The organism is Devosia sp. LjRoot3, assembly GCF_964252865.1.
Lineage (GTDB): Bacteria > Pseudomonadota > Alphaproteobacteria > Rhizobiales > Devosiaceae > Devosia.
The window spans coordinates 1-16,626 of record NZ_CAXUPK020000002.1 but is presented as its reverse complement, the minus strand read 5'-3'; the positions used below and the strand labels follow the sequence as shown (position 1 = coordinate 16,626).

The following is a 16,626-nucleotide window of genomic DNA, read 5'->3' as shown; positions in this document are numbered from 1 at the left end:
GATGGGGCATGTTCCTGTCTGTCTTTGACGTCTTCAAGATCGGTATCGGACCATCGAGTTCCCACACCATGGGCCCGATGTCGGCAGCCGGCCGTTTCCTCGATGAATTGCGCGCCGGCACCTGGCCGCGGGCCCGCCAGGCCCAGCCTGCGGCGATCACCGCCAGCCTTCATGGTTCCCTCGCCTATACCGGCATCGGCCATGGCAGCGACCGCGCCGTGATCCTCGGCCTTGGTGGCGAAAATCCGCGCGATATCGATCCCGACCAGATGGATCCGATCGTCGAAAAAATCCGCGAGACCGGCCGCATCGAGCCGCCCGGCCACCCGGCCTATCGCTTCCGCCCCGCTGTCGATCTCGTCCTCGATACCAGAACACCCCTGCCCGGCCACCCCAATGGCATGCAGTTCTGCGCCTGGGATGGCGACGGCCAATTGCTGCTGCGCCGGGTCTATTTCTCCATCGGCGGCGGCTTCGTCGTCAGCCAGGACGAGTTGACTGCCCTCAAGGATGCCCCCTCAATCAAGCAGGATGTGCCCTGGCCCTTCGCCAATGCCGCCGAAATGCTCGACATGGCCAAGCGCTCTGGCCTCTCCATTGCCGCCATGAAGCGCGCCAATGAGGAAGTCCGGCTCTCGCGTCAAAAACTCGACCGGGACCTCGACGAGGTCTGGACCGCCATGTCCGGCTGCATCGATCGCGGCCTCACCCAGGACGGGCAATTGCCTGGTGGCCTCAAGGTTCGCCGCCGCGCCAAGGCGCTGCACGAGCACCTGTCGGAAAAATGGCGCCGCAACGAGATCGACCCCTTGAGCGGCAATGATTGGCTCAGCCTCTTTGCCATGGCGGTCAACGAGGAAAACGCCGCCGGCGGCCGCGTCGTCACCGCGCCCACCAATGGCGCTGCCGGGGTCATTCCGTCGGTCCTGCGCTATGCCACGCAATTCCTGCCGGGCATGGGCCGCGCCGCCGTGCACGATTTCCTCCTCACCGCCGCCGCCATTGGCGGCATCCTCAAGCACAATGCGTCCATCTCAGGCGCCGAAATGGGCTGCCAGGGCGAAGTCGGCTCCGCCTCGTCCATGGCCGCCGCCGGCCTCTGTGCCATTCAGGGCGGCACGCCCGAACAGGTCGAAAACGCCGCCGAAATCGCGCTCGAACATCACCTGGGCATGACCTGCGATCCCGTCGGGGGCCTCGTGCAGATCCCCTGCATCGAGCGCAACGCCTTTGGCGCCGTCAAAGCCGTCACCGCCGCCTCGCTGGCCCTCAAGGGCGACGGCATCCACGCCGTCCCGCTCGACGCCTGCATCGAAACCATGCGCCAGACCGGCAATGACATGAGCGAAAAATACAAGGAAACGAGCCAGGGCGGGCTGGCGGTCAACGTGGTGGCCTGCTGAAGCGCCGCATCAGCGCTTCCCATTTTGCACGGTGTCCTTCCCGCAAAAGCGGGAATTCCTGTTTCACAAACGAAGATCCCCGCTTTCGCGGGGATGACGCTGTGTTTGGAAATCAACGTAGTGAAGCTGATCAGCTCCGTCCGAACTCATCCTCGATCCGGATAATATCGTCTTCCCCGAGATAAGACCCGGTCTGCACCTCAATCAGCTCCAGCTCGATCTTGCCTGGATTGGCCAGCCGATGCGTGCAACCGAGCGGCAGGTAGATCGACTGGTTCTCGGTCAGCATGGTCACCTGACCATCCACCGTCACCTCGGCCGTACCCCGCACCACGATCCAGTGTTCGGACCGGTGATGGTGCTTCTGCAAGCTCAGCTTCTTGCCCGGCTTCACGAAGAGCTTCTTCACCTGGAACCGGTCGCCCATGAGAATGGACGAATACCCACCCCAGGGCCGGTATGAGGTCTTGTGCGTCTCTGTCAGTGCCCGCGTCGCGGCATCCGCCTTCAGCGACTTGGCAATCGCCCCGACATTCTGCGCCTGGCTCAGCCGCCCGACAAAAACCGCGTCTTCCGTAGCGATAACAGCCACATCGTCGAGCCCATCGACCACCACATGCGCCGTCTCGGTCACGATGAGCGAATTGGTCGAGTTGGAAATCAGCGCCGGCCCGGAAACCGCATTCCCGGCCGCGTCCCGGTTCTGCCCCTTCCACACCGCGTCCCAGGCGCCGAGGTCAGACCATTCGAACGACACGGGCAGCACGGCGGCCTTGTCGGTCCGCTCGAAAATCGCATAGTCGACCGAGATATTGGGCGAAGCTGCAAAAGCTGCCTCGTCGAGCCGGATGAAATCGAGATCCCGCTTGGCCCCGGCCACCGCGCCGCGCGCCGCGGCAAAAACCTCCGGCGCCAGCTTCTCGCATTCAGCGAGGAACAGTTTTGCCGGCAACATGAACATGCCCGAATTCCAGGCAAAGCCGCCCTGCGCCAGCATGGCCTCGGCCTTTTCAAGATTGGGCTTTTCGACAAAAGCCCCAACCCTGTGCGCGCCATGGCGCAGGGCATCCCCGATGGCAATATAGCCATAGCCGGTTTCCGGGCGGTCAGGCGTGATCCCGAAGGTCACGAGATGCCCGTCGCGTGCCGCCAATGCGGCATTGTCCACCGCACCAAAATATTCGGCGCTGGCCGGGATCAGATGGTCCGAGGCCAGCACATGAATGACGGCATTCTCGTCCTGGCTCACCGCCACCTGCGCCGCCGCAGCAATCGCCGCCGCCGTGTTCCGCGCCACGGGCTCCAGCAAGATCGCCCCCAGCGCAATGCCCCGCTCCTGGGCCTGTTCGGCGACAAGGAAGCGATATTCGGCATTGGTGATGACGATCGGCGCCTCGTAGCGCCCGGCATCCTTCACCCGCTCCAGGCTCTGCTGGAAGAGACTGGTCTCCCCCACAAGGTCAATGAACTGCTTGGGCCGCGCCGAACGCGACTTCGGCCACAAACGGGTCCCCTGACCCCCGGCGAGAATGACAGGAACAATGGATGACAAGGAACTGACCCGCGCTAGCACTCGAGATTACTCATCCCTTAGCCGAAGCAACCGGGCTTTGCCACAGAGCAGCGAAAGCAAAGACCAAAAAGGTAAAGGCCCACAAGACGAATAGTCTTGTGGGCCTTTATTGGTTGCGGGAGCAGGATTTGAACCTGCGACCTTCAGGTTATGAGCCTGACGAGCTACCGGGCTGCTCCATCCCGCGTCAATCACTGCGCCTCGGCGCGGTGTGAGGGGTATATAGGGGGTAGTGCCGAAGACCTCAACCCCCAAAGCGGCGCGGGTGACGGTTTTTTGACATCCGACGCCAACATCAGGAAAATCAGGGCTTTGCGGCGCAAGGCATGTGGAAAACTTCGTCTGAAGCCGTTCCCGTCTTTTCCCCTTCGTGTTGAACGGTCTACCGTCCGGCGCGCTGGACAGTCTACTGTCCCGCTCGCTGGAATTTGAGGATTTGGGGCGCCCACCATGGAAATGAAGAAACTCGGCCGCACGGGCATTGAGGTCACCGACATCTGCCTCGGCACCATGACCTGGGGGAGCCAGAACACTCAGGATGAAGGCCACGCCCAGATCGCCATGGCCCGCGATGCCGGCATCAATTTCATGGACACCGCCGAACTCTATGCCGTGCCGGGGAGCCCTGAAACCTCGGGCCGCACCGAGGAAATCATCGGCAACTGGTTCGCCACTCACAAGGATCGCGAAAACTGGGTTCTTGCCAGCAAGATCGGCGGCGGCGGCAATGCGTTCCTCCGCGAAGGCAAGCGCGCCGACGGCGCCTCGATCCGCGTGGCCGTTGACGGCAGCCTGAAGCGTCTCAAGACCGACTATATCGACCTCTACCAGATCCACTGGGCCAGCCGCGGCCACTACCATTTCGAAAATTACTGGCGCTATGCCCCGCACAAGCAGGACACCGCCGACATCCTCGCCAATCTCGAGGACATGCTCGAAACCCTCGGCGACCTGATCGGCCAAGGAAAAATCCGCGCCATCGGCGTCTCCAACGAGACGACCTGGGGCATTACCCAGTGGCTCCGCATCGCCGAAGCCAAGGGCTTTCCGCGCCTCGCTTCCGTGCAGAACGAATACAATTTCCTTCGCCGCCTCTTCGACCACGACCTGGCTGAATTGAGCCACCACGAAGACGTCGGCCTCCTTGCCTATTCCCCGCTCGCCGCCGGCATGCTGACCGGCAAATATCTCGAGGGCGCGACGCCCAAGGGCAGCCGCAAGGACTACCAGAAGGGCTTCTGGCGCCAGAACGAGTTCTCCGAAGCCGCCACCCGCGACTATCTGGCCCTCGCCCAAAAGCACGGCCTCGATCCCGCCCAGATGGCCATTGCCTTCTGCCGCACCCGCCCCTTCATGACCTCGACCATCATCGGCGCCACCAGCACCGAACAATTGGCCGTCGACCTCGGCGCAGTAAACCTCACGCTCTCGTCCGAAGTGCTCGGCGAGATCGACGCGCTCTTCCGCCGTCACCCGCGCCCGCTATAAGTTGAAATGGAACGCTTCGGGGGCCCGGCATGACGGCAACGCTTTTCACTTCGCTTTTTCCGCTCCTCGCCTATTACGTCTATAATCTCATCGTGCCGCTGATCGAGCGCCGCCGCCCCTCGCTCTCGACCATCATGAACATGCAGCGCCGTCGCTGGGTCACCAATGCGACGCGCCGCGAAAGCCCGTTCGATGCCATTCTGTCTGGCAATATCATGGGCTCGGTGAGTTTTCTGGCTTCGACCTCGGTCCTCTTGGTCCTGGCGGTCTTTGCCGTCTTCGGCCAGTTGCCGACCCTGATGGACACTCTGGGCACGATTTCGGTCGATAGTACGTTCACGATTGCCGACGTGCAGATCCATCTCATCGTCATGCTGGCCATGTTCGTGATCGCCTTCTTCGCCTTCACCCTGTCGCTGCGCCAGTTCAATCACTATTGCATCATGCTCGGCGCCCTCGAGCACGACCGGGTCACCTCGGAAGAAGAAATCGACGCCATCACCCGCATGAACGCGCTCGGCGCCAAGAACTTCAATTCCGGCATCCGCGCCTATTACTTTTCGGTCGCAACCGTCGCCTGGTTCATTTCCGAATGGCTGGCGGTCGCCACCTGCCTTGCCACCATCCTCGTCGTCGCCCATCGCGAGTTTTTCTCGACCGCGCACCGCACCGCCGCCTCCGCGGCCGTCATCGCCGCGCGGCACCGGAAGAAGCTGGCTGAAAGCGACGTGAAAAAAGAAGAGGGCCCCGGCGAGTTCTAGCCAGGGCCCCCTTTCGATTTCTGCAAAAGCCTATTTCGACTTGGTCTTGCCGCCGGTCGAGCTGCTGCCGCCATTGTTGAGCCGCGCCAGGTTATCGACGGCGAGCTGGTAGCCCAGATCCGCCGACTGCTGATAGTAGCTCTTGGCCAGCTCAAGATCGACGTCGACCCCCAGCCCATTCTCGTAGATATGGCCCATATTGTTGAGCCCGATCGGCTGGTTCTCCTCGGCCGCCATCTCGGTCCACTTCAGGGCCTCGACATAATCGACCTCGGTTCCGAGCCCATCCATGTAGAGGAGGCCGAGATTGACCGCGGCGCGCATCTCCCCGCCCTCGGCGGCTTCCTTGTAGAGCTCCAGCGCCTTGGCATAGTCCTGCTTCACGCCGCGGCCGTCCTCATAGAGCAGGGCCAGATTGTGCTTGGCTAGTGCCATGCCCTGATCGGCGGCGAGCTCATAGAGCTCGGCCGCTTCCGCCACGTCCTGTTCTACGCCCTCGCCGTTTTCGAGCAGGAATGCGAGATTGTTCTGCCCATACATATCGCCCTGGTCGGCGGCGAGCCGATAGAGTTCGACGGCACGCTCCATGTCAACGTCCTGGCCCAGTCCGTCCTGCAGCACCTTGCCCAGGTTCACCTGCGCCGACACATCGCCCTGTGCCACGGCCTTTTCGAACCAGGCCGCCGCCGCCACATAGTCGAGCGGCACCCCGAGCCCTTCCTGATACATCAGCCCCAGATTGGACTGCGCCTTGGCCATGCCCTGCTCGGCCGCCGCGCGATACCAGCGTGCCGCTTCGTTATAATCCTGCTCGACGCCCTCGCCGAAATCATAGGAAAGACCAATGGAGTTCTGCGCCAGGGCAAAGCCGGCTTCGGCGCCCTCGAGCAGCAATTGCGCGCCGCGCTCCATATCGGTCTCGACCCCGTCGCCGGTCGTCAGCATGTCGCCATAGATGGCAAGCGCAATCACATGCCCGCCCTCGGCCGCCTCCTCAAAGAGCGGCACGGCGGTCTCGGTATCGCCATCGGCAAAATAGGCGCGCGCCAGCCAGCCCTTGAGCTGGACGGAATCGGGTTCTTCCTTCAGCGCTTCGCTACAGGCCTTGATCGCGGCTGCCGTGTCGATGTCCCAGGTTTCCCGGCCGATCGATTCAAACCCCACCTCATACTGGCTCGCAGCCTCCGCGGCGCAGGCGTCAAAAGCCGGCCCCGCCCAGGCTGGCGCCGCCGGCAGAGCCAGAACCGAGGCGGCGGATGCCATGACCAATACGGCTCGTCTCGATGAACGGATCGGTTTCATTGCTCTCTCCCAAAAGACTGCACATTGAGGCCGCAGACCGATGTTACCCCAGCCTTTGCGACCAACAAAAGACTTGCAGCAAACAAATGCTTGAGCGTGGTCAACGCCGCAGTCATTGCCGAGCCCAGGCCCCTCGACTATCACTGCGCCATGGCCCGCCTCATCCTTCTCAACAAGCCGTTCAACGTGCTCTCGCAATTTTCCGGCGGTGAGCCGGGCGAAACGCTTGCCGATTTCGTCAAAGTGCCCGAGGTCTATCCCGCCGGAAGGCTCGACAAGGATAGCGAGGGCCTGCTGCTGCTCACCGACGACGGGCGCCTGCAGGCCGAGATTTCCTCGCCCCGCTTCAAATTGCCCAAAACCTATCTGGTTCAGGTCGAGGGCATCCCCACCGAAGAGGCTCTCAAGAAGCTCCGCAACGGCGTCACCCTCAACGACGGCCCCACCCGGCCCGCCGAGGCAAAGCTGATCGATCCCCCCGAGCTTTGGGAACGCAACCCGCCGGTGCGGTTTCGCAAAAGCGTGCCCGACAGCTGGATTTCCCTCACCATCACCGAAGGCCGCAACCGCCAGGTCCGCCGCATGACCGCCGCCGTCGGCTTTCCCACCCTGCGCCTTGTCCGCTGCCAGATCGGGGACTGGACCGTGGATGGCCTCGCCCCCGGCGAGTGGCGAGACGCTCCCGGTCCCCTCACGTCGGCTCGGAAGCCTTCTCGCGCGTAAACCACTTCATTTCGCGCCATTCGCGCACGGTTATGCTGATCTTCTCTGCACTAATGTCGATCAGGTTATAGGCATTGGGCTCGCCGCGCAGCCGCGTCGAAATGGCCGAAGAAGCCTGGGCCACCAGAATGGGCGCGGCCGCCGCGGTCCGCATGCCGGTCGGCGCGCCTTCCTTGATATCGCCGGGATGCTCGTGCTTGCGCACATAGGACAGGTGAAAGTGCCCCGACAGCACCAGCCGCACGCCAAGCCGCGAAAACGTGGCGAGTGCATCGTCCGCCCGTTTGACGAGTTTTGTGCGCTGCACCATGGCCTCGGTGGGAAACATCACGGGGTGATGGGCAACGATGACCCGCAGCGCCTCCGGTGACGCCTTGGCAAAGCGGCTTTCCAGATGCTCGAGCTGGTCGCGCGAGATCGTCCCATGCCCCCAATTCCATTCAAGCCGCGCCCGGCGCGAAGTCTTCATCCCCACCAGCGCCACCCCATCCATTTCGAGGAATGGCTCCAATTCCCTCGCAATATAGCGCCTATAGAGCCCATAGGGGTCGAACAGCCTTCGAAACACATTGATCGCCGGCACATCGTGATTGCCCGGCACGGCAAAGACCGGCGCTGTGAGCGCATCAAGAAATTCCCGCGCCGCGATGAATTCGGCCTTGGTGCCGACCTGCGTGAAATCGCCGCTCGCCACGATCAGGTCCGGCTTCTGCAGCTCGATATCCTGCGCCAGCCCCGCCGACACCGCCGGATCGTGATGGCCGAAATGCAGGTCGGAAATGTGGACGATCCTCATGCAGCAGCCCCCTCCTGGCTCTCCTCGGGTCCTGCAGGCACCAATACGGTCAGCGCCCGCGGCCGGATCTGAAACCGCAGCGGACTATGCAATGTCTCCACCTCTCCGTCGAACATGACCTTGAGCAGTTTCCTGCGGCTGCGGATGGTCACACCAGCAGAGGATTCGATGCTCAACGCTGGCGCATCCTGCCAGGTCCCCAGCACCATGCCGCTGGCCAAGCGCACGAAGTCACCAATCGTCAGCGAGGTCAGTGTGTAGATCGTCAACCGCCCGCCATCGAGATTCTGTCGCGAAAACACCTTCCCCAAACCCTGCTCATATTCGTTGCATGCGACAGCGACGGCCTTGGCCCGCACGATATGCTCGGCGCCATCTTCCGGGTTGATCGCCACGGCCATGCGCCGCGCCCTCGATAGCCGATGCACCAGGAAGCGCATGAAGGCAAATTTGGAGGCCCAGGTGCCCTGCCCCCGAATATGTTCGCGCGCTGCCGCCAGCGACGGGATTACGCCGATGACGACCTTGTGGAGAAAGACGCGCTCATTGACCTCCCCCACATCGATCCTTCGGGGCACGCCGGTCGCCAGCGCCGCTATCGCTGATTTCACCTCGAGCGGTATGCCAAGATCCTTGGCCAGCGCATTGACCGTACCGAGCGGCAAGATACCCATGGCCCTCTCGGTTCCCGCCAGCGCCCCCGCCAAGGCCGTGATCGTGCCATCGCCACCCGCCGCAACGATCACCTCGGCCCCGCCATCGACCGCCCGCTTCAGCCGTTCATTGAGCGGGATGTCCACATCGCCGTCGACCTCAGCATTGAGCCCCGCTTCCGCGCAAAGCGCCTCAAGTGCTTCGACGGTAATGCCGGTCGCGAGGACCGTTCCGGAATTGGCATTGAGGATGATGTGAAAACGGTGCGGCGCTGTCTCTTGCATAAGTGCCCGTCGCGAAAGCCGAAATTGACCCCTCTTTAACGGGCCCGCGGCCCGGGGGTTGCCAACCGGTCGAAAAACGCCGGGCCGGAGCCCTCTCGCGTCCCAGGCGCGGCAATTTATGATGTTGACATTCAACTATGGTGAGCGTTTATTGCCGCCCGTTGAGACGACTTTCCGGCCCGCCAATGCTTGTCTGCCAGTGCAATATGATCACCTCGCAAGAGATCGAGGACATTGTTCTGGATCTTCTCAAGGCAGACCCCTGGCAATTGGTGGTTCCCGCGAAGGTCTATTCTGAGCTCAACCGACGTGCGAAATGCGCGGGCTGTGTGCCGAATGTGGTGGACATTATCGTCCAGGTCACAGAGAATTATCACGCCCAGCATGCCCATCCGCCTGGGGACGTTCTGACGTTCCAGACTGGGCTGGAGAAGCTTAAGCAGCAACGCAGTGGAGTACGTCGTGAAAGGCGAAGCACAAGTCATCGAGCGGCTTAACGAAGCCCTTTTTCTCGAACTCGGCGCCGTCAACCAGTATTGGGTGCATTTTCGCCTGCTGGATGATTGGGGCTATAAAAAGCTTGCAGCCAAGGAACGCGCTGAATCCATCGAAGAGATGCATCACGCCGACCGGCTGATCGAGCGCATCATTTTCCTTGAAGGTCATCCCAATTTGCAGCGCGTGGCCCCGCTGCGAATCGGCCAGACCATCAAGGAAGTTCTGGAAGCCGACCTTGCCGGCGAATATGACGCCCGCGCCGCCTACAAGGCGAGCCGCGAGCTCTGCGAACAGCTTGGCGACTATGTCTCCAAGAACCTGTTCGAGGCCCTGCTCACCGACGAGGAAGGTCATATCGACTTCCTCGAAACCCAGCTCGATCTTCTCGAAAAGATCGGCCCGGAAAAGTACGGCCAGCTCAATTCGGCCTCGGCCGACGAAGCCGAATAGTTTTTTGCCCCATAGGCATCGCGGAAAAGTGGAAACCGGTTTTCCCCTCAGCGATGCCCAACATGCCCCTGGAACGCCCGGCTCGTCCGGGCGTTTTGCTGTCCGGCACCAGTCGCGGTCCCCCTCGACTGTCACCCCGGCGAAGGCCGGGGCCCATCTTGAGATCAACCGGATGGCATTGGCGCACCAGGTTCGCCAATGCCTCGCCAGCGCGAAGGGATAAAAGATGGCTTTCCACACCGGCCGCTTGATCGACCATGTGCACCTCAGGGCACATGATTTCGAGAAAACCCTCAAATTCTACAAGGCCGTGTTGGCCGTCCTCGACATTCCCATCACCGCCTCGGGCAAGAACTGGTTCCAGGTCGATGAACTGTTTGTCGACGAGACCGAGGAAAACATTCTCCCCAGCCACGTCCATCTCGCCTTCCAGGCCAAGGACCGGGCCACCGTCGACGCCTTCTACGCGGCAGCCCTCGCCGCCGGCGGCAAGGACAATGGCGCCCCCGGCGAGCGCGATTATCACCCCGGCTACTACGCCGCCTTCGTCACCGACCCCGATGGCAACAATATCGAAGCCGTCTTCCACGGCCCGGCCAAGCGCTCGGCGGCCTCTGTCGTCATAGAACCCCAGACTTAGGCGAGCGGCTTCAGCCGAATTGCCAAGTTTCTACCACCGGCCTAGCATCGGCCATGGGTAAGCTATCGCCGGGGGGATGAAATGAACGCAATTCCGATCAACTATTGGGCCGTGCTCGTGGCGGCAGCGCTCCGCATGGCCGTCGGCTTCGTCTGGTATTCGCCCCCGGTCCTGCTCAAGCCCTGGCAGGCGCTGACGGGGATAACACCGGAAACCATGCGCGCGGGGCTGACGAGGGCCATGGTGGTCGACGTCATCGCCTCGCTGATCATGGCTTTCGCCCTCGCCAATATCATCGGCGCTTCCGGTATCACCGACTGGCTCAATGGCGCCCTGGCCGGCTTCTGGGTCTGGCTCGGTTTCATTGCCACCGTGCTGGTTTCGCTCTGGGGCTATGAAAACCGCTCACTCAAGCTCATCGGCATCAATCTGGGCAACAATCTCATAGCCCTCTTGCTCATGGGCGCGCTGCTCGCCGCCTGGCGCTGAGCCCTACAACCACGCGCCGCCTGCGCCTTTCGCGCAGGCGACTACGCCTCGCGGCTCAGTCCTCGATCGGCTGGAACATCGAATTGAGCTGCGACACGATCTGGTCCATCGGCGCAATCGCTTCCGGCAATTGTTCCGGCGCTTCCGGCGTCGCGACGAGATAGGGCACCCCGCTCGGAAAAGCCCCAAAGCGCTGGAAGAAGCCCACCATGTCCTCGAGCACCGGCATGCGCCAGCGCCAGAGCGCGCCCATGGCGATCACCGGCTCCATATGCCCAAAACCTTCATAATATTGCGTCGTTACCCACACCCCCTGCGCCCGCAGCCGCTCGGCAAAGTGATTGGTGTTTTGCACGCGCACGATAGGATCGGTCGTACCGCTCGCCAGATACATGGGCGGGGCGGAAGAGGTGATCAGGTTGATCGGCTGCGTGCCCTCAGGGTTCGGCGCGCTCCCAAACGCGTCCTTCACCTCTCCATATTCAAACGGATAAAAATCATAGGGGCCCGAAAGCGCCGCCACAGCCAGGATCGGCATGGTGACCCCAAATTCCTGCCGATAGGACGGATCGAGCGCCAGCATCACTGCATTATAGGCACCGGCCGAATGCCCGGCGAGAAACAGCCGGTTCGGGTCGCCGCCATAATTGGCGATATTGTCCTGAACCCAGCGCATCGCTGCAGCGCTGTCATAGAGGAAATCGGGAAACCGCACTTCCGGGACCAGGCGATAGTCGGCGATGACGGTAATAAACCCGCGCGAAGCCAGCGCCCGGCCGACAAACTGATAGTCGCTCCGCTCGCCCCGATTCCAGCCGCCGCCATAGATGAAGAACACGACCGGCGCCGGCGCACCGCGCTGCTCGGGTCCATAAATGTCGAGCTTGTGCCGCGGCCCATCGGCATAGGCAATGCCATCCCCGATCTTGGACGTACCGGCATCCATCGATGTCGGCAGGTTGAACGGGTCCATCATCGACAGCGCGAAGGCCGGCACCGGCAGGAGCGAAACGAGAACCGCTAGGGCGGCAAAAATACGAAGTCTGGTCATTGCGGAACTGATGGTGGTTGGGAGGGTGCGGGCACTATGGGGAGCAATGCCGGACAATTTGTGACGTGACGTACTAGGTGCCCAGAATGGGCGAGGGCAGGCGCACCGTTCTTGGCGCTGGCCTGCCCTCTACTTAAGCGCCCCGAGTCTGCTCCCCCGGAGGTTAACAATAAGTTAACGCACAATCACGCTTTTGAGCGTTCCCGGCCGGCCTCAGCGCTTCAATCGATCGAGCAGCAGCCCCGAAACATGGCCGTCGGCAGGCAATCCGGCACGCGCCTGAAAGGCCATCACCGCAGCCCGCGTCTTCGGCCCAACGACGCCGTCCGGCGTCCCCACATCATAGCCGGCGCGAGACAGCAGGCTCTGCAATTCCGTCCGCTGCGCCTTGCTCAGCGCATAGTCCCCAGCTGGCCATGGCGTCGCAAAATCGCCGCCACCGATGATCCGGTCCGCCAGATGCCCGACGGCCAGAGCATAGCTGTCCGAATTGTTGTAGCGCTTGATCACATCGAAATTGGGCAGCAGCAAAAAGGCCGGGCCCGAAGCACCCGCCGGCATATAGAGCCGAGCCACATCCCCCGCCCGCGGAAAAGCCCGGCCGGACACGCGCGAAATCCCCATCTGCTGCCACTGGTTCAGCGGCGCCTTTTCCATCTGTCGGGCCCGCGCAAAATCAAAGCCGGACGGGATCTTGACCTCATAGCCCCAGGTTTCGCCCGGCCGCCAGCCAAAGGCGTTGAGATAATTGGCCGTTGAGCCCAGCGCGTCCGGCACCGAGTTCCAGATATCCTTGCGCCCGTCGCCATTGTAGTCGATCGCGTAGCGCATAAAACTCGAAGGCATGAACTGGGTATGCCCCATGGCCCCGGCCCAGGAGCCGACCATCTGGTTGGGCGCAATATGCCCATCCGAAACGATGCGCAGCGCGGTAAGCAGTTCCTTGCGGAAGAAGTCGGCGCGATAGCCGTTCTCCGTCAGCGTCGCCAGCGCGTGGATGGTATTATTGCCCCCCATGAAGCCGCCGAAGTTGGTTTCCATGCCCCAGATGGCCAGCACCACTTCCGGCTGCACGCCAAAGCGCTGCTGCGCGTCGCCCAGCGTCTGCGCCCATTCCCCGCGCATCGCCGCGCCCTTGCTGGCCTGGGCCGCGGTGACGCGCTTGTCGATATATTGCTGCACGGTCTGGGAAAATTCAGGCTGCTTTCGCGTCAGCTCCATCACCTTGGAGATCGGCGAGTAGGATGCAAAAGACGCATCGAACGCCTGCCGGCTCACCCCGATGGCCTGTGCATCGGGCCACAGGCCGCGCACGAAATCGGCGCTATTAGCATGGGCTGGCGCCGCCAGGCCCATAACAAGGGAAAGAGCCACAATGGCTTTGCCAAAGGCAAAAAGTCCGCTGGATCGGATCATGTCGAGCCTCGTGATACGCGCTACCTGAAAGTCACGAGCGCGCCGGCTGAACAGCATCGGGCGCGCGTATCAAATAATTAACGCACCCGATTAAGATCACCTTAAGGCAAAGGCCTTGGTCCGATCACGATGATTTCATGCAGGCTCGTCACCCATTGGCGGCAGCTCGGGCACGGTTTTCCCACCCTTGCCAGGCACATAGCGCATCTTTGGTGTCGGCGTTTCAATGCCGCGCTCGCCAAAAAGCCGCATCAACGTTTCGCTATAATAGCGTCCCGCACCCCACTGCTTGCCCGCCAGCGTTTTTATGCGCGAGCGCAAGGTCACGGAAGCCGGCGTGATCGCGATCAGCCCCTGCAGGTCAAGGTCGTCGAGAATGACGTTCTTGTAGTCCGGATGCTCCATCACCACGGCGAAGGCATCGCGCATCGCCTGCTTGGCACCCTCGATATCGCTGTCATAGGCAATCTCCACCTCCGACACATAGAAGGAGAAGCCGCGCATCATGTTGGACACCTGATCGACCGACGAGAACGGAATCAGATGCACCGTCCCCGTCATGTCCCGGATGGTCACCGAGCGGATCGTCAGCTTTTCAACGACGCCCGTACGCCCCGCCGCCTCGACGACATCGCCTTCGTTCATCACGTTCTCGAACTGGATGAAGATGCCGGTGATAATGTCCTGCACCAGCTTTTGTGCCCCAAAACCGATGGCAAGACCAACCACACCGGCACCGGCCAGGAGCGGGGCTATATTCACCCCGATCTGCGCCAGCGCCAGCATCACGCCAAAGATCACTAGCGCCACGGTAAAAGCGTTCTTGAACAGATTGAGCAGCGTCTTTTCGCGCGGCGTCGGCGCCTTGCCCGAGCTCGAACTCAGCCGATATTCCACCCAGGACGCCACGACGACATGCAGCACGATGGCGATGAGCACGATCAGCGCCGCCGACACCACTGAGCCGGCCACACCCAGCCCCTCGTCGCTGCCGATCCAGCTGGCGAAGTCAAACAGCTCCCAGGCCTGGCCAACAGAAATGACCACCCCGGCGATCACGACCCAGCGCACCACGGCCATGACAGCCGGCACGAAAGCCTGCAGCCGGTGTTCAAGCAGCGGCAGGCGCTGGCTGATATCGGGCGGCAGCCGCAGGCCGACATTGACGAAGCGGCTGATGAAACCAACGATCAGCGACCCGATCACAATGGCCAGCAACGATTGTACCGTCGCCCCCAGCATGAAGGGCAGCGCCTCTTCGGGATTGGCGAACCAGACCACCAGCAGCGCAAACAAATAGACGATCGCCAAGACATGCCACTGCTGCCCCACGGCCGCCAGCACGCGCCAAAGCCCGGCATTGCCCCGCCGCACCGCCAGTTCCGAAAGCCAGACCCGCACGTCGTCCTTGTTCTGCAGCACAATGATCACGCCCACGGTCACCGCCGTGATCATGATCAGCACCTGAACGGCAGTCGCCGCCGCCGGCGAGATCGCCGAGGCGAGCATGGGCGAGACGAACATGAACGTATAGCCGAGCAGCGACACCAGCCGCGCCAGCCAGAACGACCAATAGGCCGCGTTGTCATCAGTGACGGGCAGGAAACGCAGACTCGTATGCCGCGGCGCCAGCAGCACCCGCACACCCAACTTGCACAATTCCACCACGAGGAAGGCATTGAGCAGCAGGCTCTGATTGATCCCCATTTCGCCGCGCGGCGTGGTGCCAAAGTTGAGCGCCAGCACATAGCCAAACGCCCAGGCCACGATCACGCTCAGCGTATCAACCAGCGTCCCCGCGGCGATAGTCCCCAATTTCTGCCAGATATTGCGATTGGCCGCCCCCCGCGAGATACGCGCCAGGAGCGGCTGCGTCAGCAATCGCAACAACCAGAAACTGCCGAACAGCCCCGCAAGCACGATCCCCAGATTGAGCGCCAGCGCACCCAGCACGTCGTAGTCCGCATTGAGCGTCCCATCGACGGCCTGCCGGAAATTGACAAAAATCCCGCCAACCGCCCGAACCGTCGCCGAAGCCCCCTGCGCCACGCTGCGCGTATATTCCGCCAGTTGCCGCGCAATGCTGAGATCGGGCAGGATTTCCTCAGTCGCCGTCTCTTCCGCTGTCGCTGGTGCTGCTTGCTTGAGCCGCTCGATCAACGCTGCCCGCGCCGTATCGTCCTCGAGAATGCGCACGAGATCATCGACAGCCTGGCTCGACCCAGCTGTCGCTGCCTCATTGGCAGGTGCACTGACACCAGGCACCTGCGCGAAAGCGGGCGTTGAAAGCAGAAACAGAACGAGGAGAAGGCGGATGATGAGCTGCATAAGCACCGCAAGTGACCAAGAAAATTGGCCTCAACATGGCGCCTGCACATCTGAGGTCAAGCCCGGATCGTTATGCGAGCCTATTTCTACGCCGGACAAGCAGCATCCGAAGAAGCAGAACACCTACGCAGGTGATGATCTCCCGACTATGCGGCGATCGCAGATCTCAATCTGCGAAGGTATTCCCGGCAGGCTTTAAGCGACCGGCTTGCCGCGTCCGCGATATCCTCGCGGCGGCTATCCGCATGCGCCGATAGCTCTTCAAGCAAGGCAAGACGCTCGTTATGCAAGGCCTCGCCGATGTCGAGTTCGGCTGCCGTCACCAGCGCCCTACGCATTTCCTGGAGGCGCAGCAGCAGCGAGAAGCTGGCATAGAGCCTGCGCGCTATGGCGGGGTCCCGGCGCCAATTTTCAGCTGCGAAGATGGCCGATGCCCTCTGCCCTGCCCCGAGGCAATCGAACTCCTCGCAGCCATCATAGCCGAGCTCTTCGCGTCGGGCATGAATGGTGCAGCGAAAGTCGTTTCCGAGGTGATGACAAGGCTGGCCGGCCGCCTTGTCGTGGCCGAATTGCCGGTCGCGTTCGAAAGAAAGCGCCGTGCAGCAGAGCGCAAAGCATTTGCCGCAGTCGGCGGAAAAGTCGGTTTCCACTTCAGCTGGTCCTTTAGAGCGACGGCCTGTTATGGCTTTTGTGTTTTGCGTTTAGAACGCAGAAAGCCCCGGCTCTTTCGAACCGGGGCTTTATGATTTGATTATCGTATTGAGACTTAC

General features: G+C 62.0%; 15 protein-coding genes and 1 tRNA gene. 7 read left to right on the top strand and 9 right to left on the bottom strand.

The genetic code is table 11. The annotated features are described in order from the left end of the window. Nucleotides 1–8 precede the first annotated feature (8 nt). The gene (locus tag ACSQ2A_RS07105) at nucleotides 9–1,403 is read left to right on the top strand and encodes an L-serine ammonia-lyase (RefSeq protein WP_436071653.1); all 1,395 of its coding nucleotides are present in this window, start codon (nucleotides 9–11) and stop codon (nucleotides 1,401–1,403) included. Between the two features lie 130 nt (nucleotides 1,404–1,533). Here ACSQ2A_RS07105 and ACSQ2A_RS07100 read toward each other — a convergent pair whose 3' ends face one another. Continuing rightward, entirely contained in the window at nucleotides 1,534–2,955 is a 1,422-nt protein-coding gene (locus ACSQ2A_RS07100; RefSeq protein WP_436071652.1) for a mannose-1-phosphate guanylyltransferase/mannose-6-phosphate isomerase, read from the bottom strand. A 131-nt stretch (nucleotides 2,956–3,086) separates the two neighbouring features. Continuing rightward, nucleotides 3,087–3,163: transfer RNA gene (locus ACSQ2A_RS07095), tRNA-Met, on the bottom strand. Nucleotides 3,164–3,426: 263 nt separating this feature from the next. Between ACSQ2A_RS07095 and ACSQ2A_RS07090 the strand changes: the two genes are divergently transcribed. Together ACSQ2A_RS07090 and ACSQ2A_RS07085 are read left to right on the top strand one after the other, a co-directional pair. Beyond that, complete coding sequence (locus tag ACSQ2A_RS07090; protein ID WP_436071651.1) at nucleotides 3,427–4,464, top strand: aldo/keto reductase; 1,038 nt, start codon at nucleotides 3,427–3,429, stop codon at nucleotides 4,462–4,464. 29 nt (nucleotides 4,465–4,493) lie between these two features. Further along, nucleotides 4,494–5,225, top strand: a complete 732-nt coding sequence (locus ACSQ2A_RS07085; protein ID WP_436071650.1) for a DUF599 domain-containing protein — start codon at nucleotides 4,494–4,496, stop codon at nucleotides 5,223–5,225. Between the two features lie 30 nt (nucleotides 5,226–5,255). Here the strand turns inward: ACSQ2A_RS07085 and ACSQ2A_RS07080 are convergent, their stop codons facing one another. Further along, nucleotides 5,256–6,527, bottom strand: coding sequence for a tetratricopeptide repeat protein (locus ACSQ2A_RS07080; RefSeq protein WP_436071649.1), 1,272 nt, complete (start codon nucleotides 6,525–6,527; stop codon nucleotides 5,256–5,258). A gap of 96 nt (nucleotides 6,528–6,623) precedes the next feature. On the opposite strand from ACSQ2A_RS07080, the gene ACSQ2A_RS07075 reads away from it, so the two are divergent. Further along, nucleotides 6,624–7,250 (top strand): rRNA large subunit pseudouridine synthase E, encoded by a 627-nt coding sequence (locus ACSQ2A_RS07075; protein ID WP_436072267.1) that lies wholly within the window; start codon nucleotides 6,624–6,626, stop codon nucleotides 7,248–7,250. Here the strand turns inward: ACSQ2A_RS07075 and ACSQ2A_RS07070 are convergent. Both ACSQ2A_RS07070 and ACSQ2A_RS07065 read right to left on the bottom strand, forming a co-directional pair. After that, nucleotides 7,219–8,046: a metallophosphoesterase family protein gene (locus ACSQ2A_RS07070; RefSeq protein WP_436071648.1), complete on the bottom strand. Its 828-nt coding sequence runs from the start codon at nucleotides 8,044–8,046 to the stop codon at nucleotides 7,219–7,221. The two genes, ACSQ2A_RS07075 and ACSQ2A_RS07070, sit on opposite strands and share 32 nt — an antisense overlap. Beyond that, a complete protein-coding gene (locus ACSQ2A_RS07065; protein WP_436071647.1) occupies nucleotides 8,043–8,984 on the bottom strand; it encodes a diacylglycerol/lipid kinase family protein in 942 nt (313 codons plus the stop codon). The genes ACSQ2A_RS07070 and ACSQ2A_RS07065 overlap by 4 nt, the downstream gene beginning before the upstream one ends. A gap of 462 nt (nucleotides 8,985–9,446) precedes the next feature. On the opposite strand from ACSQ2A_RS07065, the gene bfr reads away from it, so the two are divergent. From bfr to ACSQ2A_RS07050, 3 genes are all read left to right on the top strand, one after another. Then, the gene (gene bfr / locus ACSQ2A_RS07060; protein ID WP_035086236.1) at nucleotides 9,447–9,932 is read left to right on the top strand and encodes a bacterioferritin; all 486 of its coding nucleotides are present in this window, start codon (nucleotides 9,447–9,449) and stop codon (nucleotides 9,930–9,932) included. Nucleotides 9,933–10,158: 226 nt separating this feature from the next. Beyond that, nucleotides 10,159–10,572, top strand: a complete 414-nt coding sequence (locus ACSQ2A_RS07055; RefSeq protein WP_436071646.1) for a VOC family protein — start codon at nucleotides 10,159–10,161, stop codon at nucleotides 10,570–10,572. An 81-nt stretch (nucleotides 10,573–10,653) separates the two neighbouring features. Beyond that, nucleotides 10,654–11,061, top strand: a complete 408-nt coding sequence (locus tag ACSQ2A_RS07050) for a DUF1761 domain-containing protein (RefSeq protein ID WP_436071645.1) — start codon at nucleotides 10,654–10,656, stop codon at nucleotides 11,059–11,061. 55 nt (nucleotides 11,062–11,116) lie between these two features. Here ACSQ2A_RS07050 and ACSQ2A_RS07045 read toward each other — a convergent pair whose 3' ends face one another. The 4 genes from ACSQ2A_RS07045 to ACSQ2A_RS07030 form a co-directional block, all read right to left on the bottom strand. After that, nucleotides 11,117–12,112: an alpha/beta hydrolase gene (locus tag ACSQ2A_RS07045; RefSeq protein ID WP_436071644.1), complete on the bottom strand. Its 996-nt coding sequence runs from the start codon at nucleotides 12,110–12,112 to the stop codon at nucleotides 11,117–11,119. 213 nt (nucleotides 12,113–12,325) lie between these two features. After that, on the bottom strand, nucleotides 12,326–13,528 hold the full coding sequence (locus tag ACSQ2A_RS07040; RefSeq protein ID WP_436071643.1) for a lytic murein transglycosylase: 1,203 nt from the start codon (nucleotides 13,526–13,528) through the stop codon (nucleotides 12,326–12,328). Between the two features lie 135 nt (nucleotides 13,529–13,663). Next, a complete protein-coding gene (locus tag ACSQ2A_RS07035) occupies nucleotides 13,664–15,856 on the bottom strand; it encodes a mechanosensitive ion channel domain-containing protein (protein ID WP_436071642.1) in 2,193 nt (730 codons plus the stop codon). A 146-nt stretch (nucleotides 15,857–16,002) separates the two neighbouring features. Further along, the gene (locus ACSQ2A_RS07030) at nucleotides 16,003–16,506 is read right to left on the bottom strand and encodes a hypothetical protein (RefSeq protein ID WP_436071641.1); all 504 of its coding nucleotides are present in this window, start codon (nucleotides 16,504–16,506) and stop codon (nucleotides 16,003–16,005) included. Nucleotides 16,507–16,626: the final 120 nt, after the last annotated feature.

Excerpts from the sequence above, each read along its gene's own strand:
- ACSQ2A_RS07070 (WP_436071648.1), bottom strand. The coding sequence starts at position 8,046 with ATGAGGATCGTCCACATTTCCGACCTGCATTTCGGCCATCACGATCCG.
- ACSQ2A_RS07045 (WP_436071644.1), bottom strand. The coding sequence starts at position 12,112 with ATGACCAGACTTCGTATTTTTGCCGCCCTAGCGGTTCTCGTTTCGCTC.
- ACSQ2A_RS07040 (WP_436071643.1), bottom strand. The coding sequence starts at position 13,528 with ATGATCCGATCCAGCGGACTTTTTGCCTTTGGCAAAGCCATTGTGGCT.
- ACSQ2A_RS07085 (WP_436071650.1), top strand. The coding sequence starts at position 4,494 with ATGACGGCAACGCTTTTCACTTCGCTTTTTCCGCTCCTCGCCTATTAC.
- ACSQ2A_RS07065 (WP_436071647.1), bottom strand. The coding sequence starts at position 8,984 with ATGCAAGAGACAGCGCCGCACCGTTTTCACATCATCCTCAATGCCAAT.
- ACSQ2A_RS07105 (WP_436071653.1), top strand. The coding sequence starts at position 9 with ATGTTCCTGTCTGTCTTTGACGTCTTCAAGATCGGTATCGGACCATCG.
- ACSQ2A_RS07080 (WP_436071649.1), bottom strand. The coding sequence starts at position 6,527 with ATGAAACCGATCCGTTCATCGAGACGAGCCGTATTGGTCATGGCATCC.
- ACSQ2A_RS07090 (WP_436071651.1), top strand. The coding sequence starts at position 3,427 with ATGGAAATGAAGAAACTCGGCCGCACGGGCATTGAGGTCACCGACATC.
- ACSQ2A_RS07055 (WP_436071646.1), top strand. The coding sequence starts at position 10,159 with ATGGCTTTCCACACCGGCCGCTTGATCGACCATGTGCACCTCAGGGCA.
- ACSQ2A_RS07035 (WP_436071642.1), bottom strand. The coding sequence starts at position 15,856 with ATGCAGCTCATCATCCGCCTTCTCCTCGTTCTGTTTCTGCTTTCAACG.
- ACSQ2A_RS07050 (WP_436071645.1), top strand. The coding sequence starts at position 10,654 with ATGAACGCAATTCCGATCAACTATTGGGCCGTGCTCGTGGCGGCAGCG.